Genomic DNA, 13,437 nt, shown 5'->3' on the forward strand with positions numbered 1-13,437 from the left:
GATGAGAATAAAAACACAACAACTATTATTCAAAGATCTATTATTCGCTTTATGTTCAAAAATCTATCATTAAAAAACAAACTGGCAATCTCTGCCAGTGCCGCCATCATTCTCGGGGGAGTGCTGGTAGAGGGGCTGTCTTTTCGAGATTCATTAAACAGGCTCGATGTCGAAGTCGCACAGCGACTAGAAAGCACTAGCGCATCTTACAATCAATACGTAAAGGACTGGCTACTCTCTAAAGAGCGCGCACTGACTTCACTCTCTTCTGATTCAGAGAAACGTTCTCTGGTTACGCATTTGAAACAAGTCCGAGACTCTGGCGCGTTCGATAACGTTTTCCTCGCTTACCCGGACGGGTCACAAGACAACGCTAATGGGGTGGTTTTGCCACCAGGTAATAACGATCCTCGTAAGTGGGGTTGGTATACCAATGCAATCGCCAACCCATCGAAAGTCTTTATGGATAACCCGACCGTTGCTGCTGCAACTGGTGCGAATGTGGTGTCGCTCGGTAAAGCCCTGCAATTGCATGGTCAAACCGTCGTTCTGGGTGCTGACGTAGAGATCGGTGATATCCTGAACAGTCTGAACCAAGTGATCCTACCGGGTGAAGGTTATATGTTTATTGCCAATGAACAGGGCAATATTTTCACTCATAACAACGGTAAACTGCTGAATCAACCGGTTAGCAAGCTAGGCCTCAACAACAACGACATTACGTCAGCCGCACGTTCAGGTACAGAACGTCGCGTCTCTATTAACGGCATCGAATATGTGATTTACGCGCGCCACATAGAGGGTACCAAACTCACAACGGTCACAGTGTTAGATCAAAACTCGTTGGTTGCCCCACTTTACGATGCAGTTTGGGATCAAATCATCGCAACCACTATCGTCGTCGTTATCTGTGTGGCTTTGTTTAACCTGCTATGTAACATCTTGTTCCGTCCGCTCTACAATGTTTCGAATGCGCTTGCGCAAATCGCCAACGGTAGCGGCGACCTAACTCAACGCATCAAAGTAGAAAACCGTGACGAAGTTGGTGAGCTGGCTGAAAACTTCAACCAGTTCGTTGAAAGTTTGCAGCAACTTATTGGTCACATTCGTCACCAAGCGGAAGAACTGAGCCAACAATCGGAGCTGAGCACGAATCGCGCGAATCAATCGGTTTCTGATCTGAACCATCAGCAACAAGAAATCACTATGGTGGCGACCGCTGTGACCGAAATGGCATCGGCAACGCAAGAGATTGCAGCACATGCAGAGCAGACGGCTAAAGCCGCTCAAGACTCTTCAGCGAGCACACAAAATGGTCATGAGTTGGTGATCAATTCCAAATCGTCCATCAATAATTTGTCTTCTGAAGTCAACCAAGCGAGCGTTGTCATCGGCGAGCTCAACCAGCACGCGCAAGACATCTCAACCGTACTATCAACGATTCGAGACATCGCAGAACAAACCAACTTACTGGCTCTGAATGCGGCGATTGAAGCGGCGCGTGCAGGTGAACAAGGTCGCGGTTTTGCCGTTGTTGCAGACGAGGTTCGCGTACTATCACAACGCACACACACCTCAACCGAAGAGATTCGCTCGACGATCGAGACTTTGCAGCAAACCACACAACGCGCTGTGACCATCATGGATACAAGCTCTCAACTTGCCCAAGGTTCGGTGGAAGATGCCGATCGCGCAGCACTGGCTCTGGATGAAATCAACGCGGCCGTTGCGTTGATCAGCGATATGGCAACGCAAATTGCAACCGCAGCCGAAGAGCAAACGCACGTAACCAATGAAATCACGCAAAACGTCACGTCAATTAAAGATGTGACCGATCACTTGGTGGTTGGTGCCGAAGAATCGATGAATCAATCTGCTGAGCTGAAATCACAAGCCGAGGATCTCAACTCGAAAGTAGCGACGTTTAAACTGGCTTAAACGCCACGTTAGGAACGCACTTAAAAACAACAAACCCCGCTAGCAAATGTATAACTAGCGGGGTTTATTTTTATGGCTCGACGCTTTTATTGCAGATAGCTTTCGAAAGACGTAAGACCTACACCGCCACACACATCGGCGTGCCTGAGATTGGGTCGTTAAATACTCTCGCTTGTAAATCAAACACCGATGCCAACATACCTTCTGTCAGTACCTCTTGCGGTGTTCCCTGCGTGACTAACTGACCTTTTTCCAACACCACCAAATGATCGCAATAACGGCACGCTTGGTTTAGATCGTGCAGTACTACCACCACAGTTTTGCCTTTGTCGTTCATCTGCCTCATGAGTTTCATCAGCTCAACTTGGTGAGAAAGATCCAAGTAAGTGGTTGGCTCATCAAGCATCACTACGTCGGTATCTTGCGCCATTACCATCGCAATCCACGCTCTTTGCCTTTGACCGCCAGACAGCGATTCAACTGGCTTGTCAGCAAACTCAATCACGCCAGTATCTTGCATTGCTTGCTCGACTAAGGTCTTGTCTTGTTGACTTAACCGGCCCCAATGAGAGAGATAAGGCGAGCGGCCATATTCGACCAGTTTTCTGACGGTAATACCTTCAGGACTGACAAGAATCTGCGGCAGCAAAGACAACGAACGCGCCAAGCGTTTATCACCGTAGCTGTTTAGTGGTTTGTCGCCATACAACACTTGGCCAGAAGCTGGTTTATTGATGCGTACCAAGGTTTTTAATAGTGTCGACTTACCGCAACCATTTGGGCCAACAAGCGCGGTAATTTTACCTTGAGGAATCGACAAAGAGAGATCTGGAATGATGGTCTGTTTGCCGTACGCGACGGATAAGTTCTGCGTTCGTAACATGCTTACCAACCTCTATAACGATACAAAAGAAAAATGAAATATGGTGCGCCAATAACAGATGTCAGCACTCCCGCTGGTAGCTCAATTGGTGGCTGTAAGCCTCTCGCTAAACCATCGGCGCAAATCACCAACAAAGCGCCAAGGGTTGCAGCGGCTGGAATCAACAACTTGTGGTTGTGGCCAAACAGCAAACGCGCAAGATGCGGCGCAAGCAGGCCAACAAAGCTGATCGTGCCTGCCACAGACACACTGATACTCGCCAATAGCACGGCAGCAATCAACGCAAGAATTTGGATCTGTCTTGGTTTCGTGCCAAGTGTAGTGGCGCTTTCTTCTCCCAGTCCCATAACATCTAGCCGCCAAGCCAGCCAAAACGCCAATGGTAGTAGCAGCAATAGAGCACTCCAAATAAACGGCACTTGTTGCCAATTTCGTCCCCACAAACTGCCGGTTAGCCATACCATCGCCGTGTTGATTTCGATAGGGTGCACAATCAGAAGAAAATCGATACCGCTGGCTAAAAATGCGCTGACAGCAACACCAATCAGCGCCAAACGTGCTGGTGTTGGTTTCGACCAGTAAGCCAGCACAGCAATAAAGCCAGCAGCAAGCAAGCCTCCCGCCATGGCGACCATCGGCAACATTGCCACTGGCGCATTCGGATACAGCACCAAACAAGCGGTAGCGGCCAGTCCTGCTCCGGCGCTTATCCCCATTAAATCTGGTGAGGCAAGTGGATTACGGATGACGCCTTGAACTAAAACGCCTGACAGCCCCAACCCAGCGCCCACGCCAATGGCGAGCAACATTCTCGGTAATCGATATTGGTGAATCACAAAGTCCGAGTCAGAGAAAGAAAACAGTAATGCAAAAACCTGTTGAGCCGACATGTTCGCCGCACCAACAAACAGCGTGAGAGAAGACGCAATCAGCAACAATCCAACTAATGCAAACAGTTTGGTTTGATTCATCATGATGATTTCCTCATTGCAATCGCGATAAAGCAAGGTGTGCCCAACAGCGCGGTAATCACGCCCACTGGCGTTTCAGCCGGAAAAGCAATCGCTCGTGATAAAGCATCTGACCACGTCACCAATGCCGCGCCACACAAGGCGGAAACCGGAATGAGAATGTGATAGTTGTGACCAACAATCGGGCGTACCAAGTGCGGCACTAACAACCCGACAAAGCCAATTGGCCCAGCAATCGCTACGCTAGTTCCTGCCAACAGCACAACCGCTAAACCACTGATAAATCGCGTAAGACGAATGTTACCACCTAGCCCAACAGCAACTTCGTCCCCCAACGCGAGTAAATTTAAGTTTCGCGCTAAGCCCATGGCGAGCACCAAACCTAAAGTCGCAAAAGGCCACAGTTGCTGCCACTGTTCAGAATCTACCGCGGAGAGTGAACCCGTTAACCAATGCAACACGCTGTAAGCCATGTCATCCGCCAAAATTACCGACGCACGAGTTAACCCTATCAGCAGTGCACTGATGGCAATGCCCGCTAGCACTAAACGCAATGGGTGAGAACGCGCGGAAAAAAAACCGCCCAACAACATGACCGCACCACCACTTAGTAGCGCGCCGAGTACTGCGTTGATGATTGGGTTCAATTGACTAAAGAATGGTACGCCGATGGACGCCAAGGCCATAAAACACGCCGCACCGGCATTAATGCCGAGAATGGATGGCGACGCCAAAGGGTTACGAGTTAATCCTTGCATCAGCACTCCGGATACCGCAAGCGAAGCGCCAATTAATAACCCAGCATAGGCACGAGGCGCACGCAACGTCGCGAGGATTTGATGCAGCATATTGCCCTCATCAAACGCAAACCAATAGCTTGTCAGGTCATTAACGCTCAAAGAAAAGTTAGACCAGCCAATCATTGAGGCGGTATAGCCTGACAGCGTACACAACGCCATAGCACAGACAAACAAGCTCGCTTTCCAATGCGGTTTTCTAACCGAAGTCGGGCTTTCTGAGATTATCGACGCACTCATGAGCGCTCCAATAACGCTTCAAGATTACGGGCAATTTCTTCCGCAGCCAACATGCCGCGATTTAACGACCACAGCTCAGGAGAGACCTCAACAAGTTGCTGTTTTTTCGCAGCGGTTAGCAGCTTAAATAATGGGGTTTTGCGCCACTCATCCACAATATTTGGTTGAGAGTAAAGTCCAACTAACAACCAATCAGGGTTGGTTTTTAGTAAAAGTTCGAAACTGGTTGGGATATACGCTTTTTGCTCAGATGGAGCCAGCGGGCTTTGGATGCCCAGCGTACTCAAAACGCCCCCAGCGTAAGAAACCGGGCTATGCAGCCACATCCCTTTGTCAGAAACCACACCAAACTGAATGGTTTCTTGTGTCGCAAAATGCTGTTTGAACTCCGCCATTGTCTGTTTGTGCTGCTCAATTCGTTGTGTCATTTTCGCTTGTTTGCCAATTGCCACGCCGATTTTGTGTGCGGATTCGAGATTTTCTTGATATGTCTCACCACGGCTTTTTAGCAGCAAGGTTGGCGCAATTCGCTGCAAATCTTGATAAATCGCACGATGACGTTCTGCATCAGCAATGATCAAATCCGGCTTGAGCACCGCAATCGCCTCTAAACTCGGTTGTGAGCGCATGCCGACCGATTGCCAAGGTTCAATCTTGGCTCGAACAGCAGGGATAACTCGTGTGGCATCGTTGTCATCGGCAACGCCTACCGGTGAGACATCGACTGCCGCTAATGCATCGACAAACGAAAATTCTAAAACCACAATACGTTGAGGTATCGCTTCTAGCTCAAAAGTGCCTTGCTCATCTTGCACGCTACGCACCTGAGCACTTGCGGAAAATGACATAAAAACTGAGCTCAACAGCATCAGCAAAACGGTTGAAAAGTGTTTGATCGTAAATTGTTTTTTATTTTTCATCTTGCTTTTTTCCAGTGCTAAGTGTTTTCCAGTACCTAAGATCGGCAAAGTCGCCAAGGTAAATTGGCGACTTTTCTTTTCAAACTCGGTGAACGAAACGCTTAAAACTGATAGTTCAGATCCAGTGTGTAAGAGCGTCCCGGAGCTGGGTACCGACCAACTGGGCTTGTATCAATCCCGCGGAAGTAATACTCCTCGTCAAACAAGTTGTTCACCGCAACATTCATGCGTAACTTGCCTTTGTCGTCTTTGTATAAATCCGTCCCCAAATTGAAATTCCACACCATGTAAGATGGTACTTTACCCGTTGCGCCTGTTGCATCTTCGGCACTGGTGTTGGCGTTATCGGTATACGAGTCACTGAAGTAGAAGCCCGATAGCGTGGTGTCCATGCCGTAAAATGCGTAGGTTGCATCCCAACCAAGCTGATGCTTAGAGGTGTAAGGCAGTTGATTACCTTTATTCGCGCCTTCTTCTTCAAGCGTAGCGTCTAGATAGTTGTAGCTTGCGCCTAAACTCAGTGCAGGTAGTGCTTCAGGCACGTAACGAGCAGAAAGCTCTATGCCTTGGTGAAGTGTTTTTCCGATGTTATCGAAGGTCTGCGTTGAACTTTGCCATTGCAATTGATCCTCAAAGTCGATGCGATAAAGTGCAGCGTTAAAGCTGGTCGCATCTTGGGTGTAACGCGCGCCGACTTCGTAGTTCCAAGCCAGTTCGCTACCTTCTTCACCCAAACCTCGGATGTAGGCAATTTGTGGCGCACGAAGTGATTTTTGCGCGTTCGCATACGTCACCCACTGGTCAGTTAAGTTGTATGCCACCGTCAAACCTGGCAACCATTCCGTCACGGTGTTGTCTGCCGTTTGTTTTTTACCACGATCGGTAAACGTCATTCGAACCGACTCAACACGCAACCCAGGCGTTACCTTCAATGTATCATTGAACAAACCAATTTCGTTGCTAACGTATCCAGCAAACGCGTCCGTATCTAAATGCCAATCACGCGGAACGCTGGTTGCACCACCGGCGATTGGAGTCTGAGTGAGTTTGTAGTCGATGTCTTCGTTAACATAACGGGTACCCACGATCCAGTTTTGAGTAACGGATTTACCTTCGCCAAAGTACATCGCCATTTTTGGCTCTATACCATACACGGTAAATTCACGTGGAGAGGTACGAACGTCCGTCGCTGGCAGAGCCGGATCCGCCCAATGGCCACCCGCGCTGTTAAAGCCCCACTTGAAAAGACGCTCTGACTTATGGCCAAACGTTAGCACTTCTAGCTCAGCACTGTCGGCAAATGGCAAATCGTGGATGTACTTAACACTCCAGCGCGTCGACTTACCTTCATAATCATCGTAAGGACGTTTCGATTGGTGACGATCTTGCTCGTAATCTTGTGGCGAAAGTGCGCCCGGCATTTGCGTTTCAGCATCGTAACGTTGCAGGAATGCTTGAATCTCTTGAGTGTCACTCAGTAGCCACTGTGCTTTGGCTTGGAAGTTCTTCACGTCCGTATCGGAATTTTCACGGAAGCTTTCACCTTTTAGGAAGTTACCTTCCAACTGTAGTGCAAATGTGTCGCTTAACCAGCCGCCCGTGCGTAGGTAAAAATCATTCAGCGGCGCATCACCGCCATCAAACACGGTAAGGCGGTTACTGATTTCAGTTTGCCACGTGTGTGGAATCGGTTTGGTCACTAAGTTGATCACACCACCGACGTTGTTTGGGCCGTACTGTACTGCAGCACCACCGCGTACAATGTCAATACGATCAAGCATCGACAGTGTTGCTGGGAAGATAGACTGACCAGTGTGACCATATGGCGCAAGTGTTAGCGGTACACCATCCATCAAGAACTGAGCATGACCACTACGGCTTGCTTTCAAACCACGTACGGAAATGTTGGGCAATACGCCCGTTCCGCTTTCATCCTGAACTTTAATACCCGGCACGCGCTGTAGCGCGTTATCAATCGAGCCTGCGGCGGTTTTCTCGATTTGATCGCGGGTAATGACGGTACGAGCACCTGGGTACTCTTTGACGTCTTCAATTTCAGATTTACCAATCACGCTACCAGTGACAACGACGGTTTCCATCGCGGTAGTTTGTTCTGTTTTAGCAGGAGCGGCAACCGCGCTCATGGATGTGGCAGAAGCGATTGCAATCGCAAGCACACTGTAAGTGGTAGACAAACCAGCACGTACACGCACTTTACCATCCAAATTCTGGTAAGACATTAAGATCTCCTTTGCGAGAAATTGAGCCTCGGGCAGAATACATCCCGTAAGCTCTCGGGGCTAAACATCCTCAATATGAGGTAAAAATTGGCTAACAGGCGCTAACTACGCACAAAAAGCCTAGAACTGATATCCGTAGCTGAGCATAAACTCGGCTGGTGCGCCGTAGCCAATCTGGTTTAAGCCAGACGTGCCGTTTGTTGCGCCAAGAATGTATTTCTCATCCAAAATGTTGTAAGCGTTCGCTTGGATTTTATGACGACCAGTGGTGTACGCCGCCATCAAATCCACCGTTGTGTAATCGCCAAGTGCGACAGCTTCGTCGTTACCTGCGTAACGGTCGCCCACGTACTTCACACCACCGCCTAAACGCCAGTTGTCATCCAATTGGTAAGTGCTCCAAAGAGAGAACAAGTGGTCTGATACATCGTTCGGCTTTTTGCCTGTGGCTTTGTCTTCCGCGTCCAAGTAGCTGTAACCCACAGAGATGTCCCACTGTTTGGTGATTTGACCGCGAGCCTCTAATTCAATACCTTGGTGACGCACTTCAATTTTATCGATCACATCGCCGTCCACGTTAGTTTGTGGTTGCTCTTGATCAATCTGGAACAGTGCCGCATTCAACATTAATGCGTTATCCAAAAGGTACGCTTTCGCACCCACCTCTTTTAAGTCGGTGTGGAAGAATTCCGCCAATTTTGGATTGATGTAGATACCAGCGTACGGTAACTGCCAAGAGCGCGCTAAACTGGCGTATACGGATGTGTCGGAATTGATGCGGTATACCAAACCAGCACGGTAGCTGACTTTGTCATCATCCAATTTTTCCTTATCTGAGCCCGCTTTTTGTTGTTCTAGCTCCATCGAGTCGTAACGCACGTTACCGATCAAAGAAAGGTCACCCCACGTATAGACGTCTTGCACATACAAACCTGTCGTGGTGGTGGTATTGTCACGAAATGGCTTAAAGCCCGGATCAGGCGTTGGACCAACGACTGGGTCGTAGATATTTTGCGGAGGAAGCGTTTTGTCACTTGCCAACGTTAGGTCGATATCGATCTGGTTGAAATCTGCACCCACCATCAATTGATTGTCCCTGGTTTCCCAAACCAACTCAGATTGTAAAGTGGTCGTAGTACGTGGATCGTAACCAAAGTTGTTAACGGTTTGAGACACTTCATTACCCGTCACTTTGCCCTGACGCGTGCCTTTTTGCTCAAGTTCGATATGGTTGAACGCCGCTCGGTTGTTCCATACCCATTGATCATTCAGACGCCATTCGTAATCCACCGCAATACGGAGACTGTCTGACTCCTGATAGTCGTTTGTGCCGCCAAAGTAAGTGCTTACTGGCAAATCAACTGGCTTGCCATTTTTTGATGGCACACCACGATACGGCACTAGTTCTTGATGGGCGTATTCCACGTCAATATCAATGGTGTGACCTTCCGCTGGTAACACACGAATGGTCGGTGCAATGAAGAAATCGTTTGAATCAACATGATCAACGTACGAGTCGGCTTGACGGTATTCCAAGTTAATACGCCCGTTGACCTTATCTGTAAACGCCATTGAGCTGTCGACCTGACCAACATACTGGTTGTTGCTGCCTACACTACCGTTTACGTGAGTAAAATTCTCACCGTTAGCGCGTTTCGTCACCAAGTTGATGATGCCCCCAGCCGAACCACGGCCATACAAAGCACCCGCAGGGCCTTTCACAATTTCAACGCGTTCAACGTTCGCTAAGCTGCGGTAAGACTGCAACGTACCGTCATCTCGCAAGCCATCACGGTACATATCGTTGAGTGAATCAAAACCACGTATCATGAACTGATCGCGGCTGCCTTCGCCCAAGGTGTTATTGACCCCGGCTACCCCATCTAGCGCATCCACTAAGCGCACCGCGCCTCGGTCTTGCATTTCTGTTTTCGTTACTACGGATACCGCTTGTGGCACATCAAGCCATTCCACATCGGTTTTGGTGCCTGATTGAGGCATGTGTTCAGCATAACCTTCGTACTGATGACCGAAGACTTGAATCGTTTCAGTTGCTGATGGGGTTGAGTTCGTCTCTTCTGAAGCCACTGCGCTTGGTGCTACTAATGAAGAACCAATCGCGACCGCCAAGGGGGTCAGGGTCAATAATTTATTCATTCCATAATTCCGTTTAGTTGTTATAAAGCCAACGGATGGAAATAAGAACAAATATTATTTCTATTTGCAATATTAATTTTATGCTCTATATTTATTTACCCTAAAAACACAACTAACAACAAAAAAACCAAATATCATAACAATAAATACTAAAACTTCTGCCCTCCGTCTCGAGAGAGGCACATTGGAAGACGACCGTGAGCGACTTTATCAACGTTAGAAGAAAATGTTAGAAAATTAGGAAAGCTCATGAAATCTACGATGATTATCGTAAGTCATGTCGTTAACGATGCAGTCACTCACGGCTTTGTGCCTGCAGCTAAAGCGATGGACCTTCACGTCGTTCTTATCACCGACCATAAGCTCAGCCATTTAGAGTTGGCGAGTCATGATAGTCACTTTAATCCGGATACCATTCTAGAATGTGATGTCTTCAACCCATTAGAACTCATCGAAACCATCACGGAGCATGAATTAAAGCCAGACGCTATTTTCAGCAATAGTGATCACTTACAAACTTCCACCGCCATCTGCGCGCAATTTTTTGGCCTCCCATCCAAAGATTGGTCTGTCACGTTAAAGGCCAAAAACAAACACTTAACTCGACAAGTGTTAAATGAAAAATCCTTACCCAACACACAAAGCTGTTTGCTGCATCGCCATTCGAATGTGGCATTAGGCATGGCCTTCCCTGTCGTAGCAAAACCCAAAGAAGGCGTGGCAAGTTTAGATGTACAGCGCTGTGACTCCCAAAGCGAGCTCGATGCTTACTGCGAGGCGTTTTGGCAAAAGCACCCAAACGCCGCCATTCTGGTGGAGCAGTTTCTTCAAGGACCGTTGGTTACGCTCGAAACTTTAGGAGACGGTAACCAACTTATCGCCGTGGGCGGTTTTGATGTGTCGCTCTCTGAGCCGCCTTACTTTATCGAAACCGCCGCAGACTGGAACGGACCAAACGGCATTGCTCACCGAGAAGCTTGCTTGGCTCAACTGAAAGCGTTCGGCGTTGGTTTTGGAGTTTGCCACAGCGAATTTATTATTACGGAAAATGGCCCGGTTCTGGTGGAAATTAACTACCGCAGTATTGGAGATGGCCGCGAATTCTTGCTCAACAATCTCGCTCCCTTCGGTTGGTTTAGCACGATTTTGGGTCTGCATCTGGGTCGAAGATTGGACGGCGATTACCAAATTCATGGGTCAGCGCACGTGCACTACGTAGTTGCGGAACACAGTGGTGTTATTGACGGAGGTTCGACGTCGTTCATCCAACACGATGACGATATCATCACCCAGCAACAGGTACTAAAAACCGCTGGAGAACACTTCCAACAGAGTTATTCCAATAAGGATTATCTCGCCCGAATTTCGATTGTCTCACCATCAGGGCGAAATCTCGACCAAGCGCTGCAGAACGCGCTTAGCAATTTCGATCTAGCTCCGACTCGTGAGGTGGCAGCATGAATGACAACGCTTTGTATCTAACGCAACGATTGATCGACACTTGCTTGCGCGAAGACATGTTTGGCATTTTGTCGAAGGCCAAGTTCAGTAGAGACGCGCCAAAAGGGGTAATTGTTCCTCAAGACGAGCAAGTCTGGCTGATATTTGCCAACTCTGATTTCACGTTGTATTTACCTGTTGCGCCAACGTATTACATGCAGCACTGGCGCTACGGTCACGCCAATGACGAAACACCACCAGGTTGGTGGGTGGAGAAAAATGGCCAAGTCGAGCATCAACAGCATTACAAAGAGTGGATTGCGCTACTAACGACACTGGCGCACGAGAGCTCTCACGAGTTGCTGGCGGGATACCTTCAAGAACTGGAATGTGCAGAGAAACACAAAGCGCTGTGTGACCAAGCGTTTCATCATCATGCAGACCACATTTCTCAACCAATATCCGAGCTTGGTTCTTGGCATCAAAAACTGCTGCTAGCCGACCAGATCGCTTCTTACCTTGACCATCCGTACTATCCAACTGCGCGGGCGAAGTTTGGCCTGAGCGATGAAGACCTTGCTAAGTACGCGCCCGAGTTCGCACAAAGCTTTGCTCTGCATTGGATTGCGATTGAAAAATCACTGGTAACATTAACCAGCGGACAACCTGATTGCTGGCCAACCATGGAGCAAGTGGGGCTTCCTGCTGATTTTGCACTGAGCCACGTTCTGTTCCCTGCACATCCGCTCACCCTGCGATCTTTAGAAGCCTTACCCGAAGGTGTGATAGAAGCGCCTTTAACGTATCTAGACGTGACGCCGACGCTTTCCGTTCGTACTGTGGTCGTCAACGAGGCACCGCACATTCACATCAAGGTTCCGCTGATCATGCGATCGCTAGGCACGAAAAATATTCGCTTAATCAAGCCTTCAACACTGTATGACGGCCACTGGTTTGAACGCCTACTCAGCCACCTTGAACAAACGGACGCCGATTTAAACAGTCGCTTGTTCCATTGCAACGAAAAACACGGTGGACACATCGGCGAGGATAAAACCTTCGCGTACATCGTACGTGAGTACCCACTTACTCATTGCGAAGACAAAGCGTTAGTTCCGGTTGCAGCACTAGCAAGCCCAATGCCTGACGACCGCTTGTTCTTAGAACATTTGGCAGAACATTACTATCAACAAGATACGCTGGCGTGGTTCCAAGATTACGTCGATCTATTATTCCAAGTGCACCTCACCTTGTGGCTTCGTTATGGCATCGCATTGGAGTCCAACCAGCAAAACGCCATCATTGCATTTGATCAACAGGGCAAAATGACGCTCGCGATGAAAGACAACGACGCGGCGCGAATTTGGCCAGAGCGCTTCCACTTTGCAACAGAGCATGCAGCCCAAAAACACGGCGCAAAACTACTTCCAGTGGATTGCGATGAACTGCTCGACCAACGCATCAAAGTCGACAATGAATTGGCGCTCGGTCAGATGTTTACCACCATCACACTGCAACTGGATATCGCAGCGATTGTAGAATCTATGGCAGCGAAGGGCATTGCCTCTTCAGCATCGCTTTACGCCATCGTGGCCAAAAGCATTGCAGAGCAACTCAACCGATTGGAAGGCGAAGGGTTAGAGACAAAACTGGCACGCGAGTTACTGCAAGAGGCGCCTGATTTGTACGCCAAGTACTTGTTGAGCTCTGGCAGTTTGCTCTCGAAAGAAGCCTCCGGCGCGAGTGACATCAATAAGTTCTATGGTTTGTCGGCTCCGAACTTCTTGCTGCTTTCTAACGAAGAAGCGCAACGCGCCTACTTAGAAGCCATCAAAAAAAGCGTACGTTAAA

Annotated in this window: 9 protein-coding genes; 3 read left to right on the top strand and 6 right to left on the bottom strand. The window is 48.6% G+C overall.

What is annotated here, in order from left to right:
• Positions 1-51: 51 nt before the first annotated feature.
• Positions 52-1,938, top strand: a complete 1,887-nt coding sequence (locus R7R24_RS05090; RefSeq protein WP_054578607.1) for a methyl-accepting chemotaxis protein — start codon at positions 52-54, stop codon at positions 1,936-1,938.
• Positions 1,939-2,056: 118 nt separating this feature from the next.
• Here R7R24_RS05090 and fecE read toward each other — a convergent pair whose 3' ends face one another.
• From fecE to R7R24_RS05120, 6 genes are all read right to left on the bottom strand, one after another.
• Positions 2,057-2,821, bottom strand: coding sequence for a Fe(3+) dicitrate ABC transporter ATP-binding protein FecE (gene fecE, locus R7R24_RS05095; protein ID WP_054578606.1), 765 nt, complete (start codon positions 2,819-2,821; stop codon positions 2,057-2,059).
• A gap of 2 nt (positions 2,822-2,823) precedes the next feature.
• Positions 2,824-3,795 (bottom strand): FecCD family ABC transporter permease, encoded by a 972-nt coding sequence (locus R7R24_RS05100; protein ID WP_005383459.1) that lies wholly within the window; start codon positions 3,793-3,795, stop codon positions 2,824-2,826.
• On the bottom strand, positions 3,792-4,751 hold the full coding sequence (locus R7R24_RS05105; protein WP_372430187.1) for a FecCD family ABC transporter permease: 960 nt from the start codon (positions 4,749-4,751) through the stop codon (positions 3,792-3,794). The genes R7R24_RS05100 and R7R24_RS05105 overlap by 4 nt, the downstream gene beginning before the upstream one ends.
• Positions 4,752-4,825: 74 nt before the next feature.
• Positions 4,826-5,749 carry a Fe(3+) dicitrate ABC transporter substrate-binding protein FecB gene (locus R7R24_RS05110; protein ID WP_054578604.1) on the bottom strand — a complete coding sequence of 308 codons (924 nt, stop codon included), beginning with the start codon at positions 5,747-5,749 and terminating at the stop codon, positions 4,826-4,828.
• Positions 5,750-5,850: 101 nt separating this feature from the next.
• Entirely contained in the window at positions 5,851-7,989 is a 2,139-nt protein-coding gene (gene pvuA, locus R7R24_RS05115; protein ID WP_054578603.1) for a TonB-dependent siderophore vibrioferrin receptor PvuA, read from the bottom strand.
• Positions 7,990-8,109: 120 nt separating this feature from the next.
• Entirely contained in the window at positions 8,110-10,146 is a 2,037-nt protein-coding gene (locus R7R24_RS05120) for a TonB-dependent receptor (RefSeq protein WP_005383467.1), read from the bottom strand.
• A gap of 249 nt (positions 10,147-10,395) precedes the next feature.
• Here R7R24_RS05120 and R7R24_RS05125 point away from each other — a divergent pair, with 249 nt between their 5' ends.
• Both R7R24_RS05125 and R7R24_RS05130 read left to right on the top strand, forming a co-directional pair.
• On the top strand, positions 10,396-11,607 hold the full coding sequence (locus R7R24_RS05125; RefSeq protein WP_005383468.1) for an ATP-grasp domain-containing protein: 1,212 nt from the start codon (positions 10,396-10,398) through the stop codon (positions 11,605-11,607).
• Positions 11,604-13,436, top strand: a complete 1,833-nt coding sequence (locus R7R24_RS05130; protein WP_005383472.1) for a siderophore biosynthesis protein PsvB — start codon at positions 11,604-11,606, stop codon at positions 13,434-13,436. Before R7R24_RS05125 ends, R7R24_RS05130 begins: the two co-directional genes overlap by 4 nt.
• Position 13,437 lies beyond the last annotated feature (1 nt).

This window comes from Vibrio sp. 704 (assembly GCF_033339295.1).

Excerpts from the sequence above, each read along its gene's own strand:
- R7R24_RS05090 (WP_054578607.1), top strand. The coding sequence starts at position 52 with ATGTTCAAAAATCTATCATTAAAAAACAAACTGGCAATCTCTGCCAGT.
- R7R24_RS05120 (WP_005383467.1), bottom strand. The coding sequence starts at position 10,146 with ATGAATAAATTATTGACCCTGACCCCCTTGGCGGTCGCGATTGGTTCT.
- fecE (WP_054578606.1), bottom strand. The coding sequence starts at position 2,821 with ATGTTACGAACGCAGAACTTATCCGTCGCGTACGGCAAACAGACCATC.
- pvuA (WP_054578603.1), bottom strand. The coding sequence starts at position 7,989 with ATGTCTTACCAGAATTTGGATGGTAAAGTGCGTGTACGTGCTGGTTTG.
- R7R24_RS05110 (WP_054578604.1), bottom strand. The coding sequence starts at position 5,749 with ATGAAAAATAAAAAACAATTTACGATCAAACACTTTTCAACCGTTTTG.
- R7R24_RS05130 (WP_005383472.1), top strand. The coding sequence starts at position 11,604 with ATGAATGACAACGCTTTGTATCTAACGCAACGATTGATCGACACTTGC.
- R7R24_RS05105 (WP_372430187.1), bottom strand. The coding sequence starts at position 4,751 with ATGGCGTTGTGTACGCTGTCAGGCTATACCGCCTCAATGATTGGCTGG.
- R7R24_RS05100 (WP_005383459.1), bottom strand. The coding sequence starts at position 3,795 with ATGATGAATCAAACCAAACTGTTTGCATTAGTTGGATTGTTGCTGATT.
- R7R24_RS05125 (WP_005383468.1), top strand. The coding sequence starts at position 10,396 with ATGAAATCTACGATGATTATCGTAAGTCATGTCGTTAACGATGCAGTC.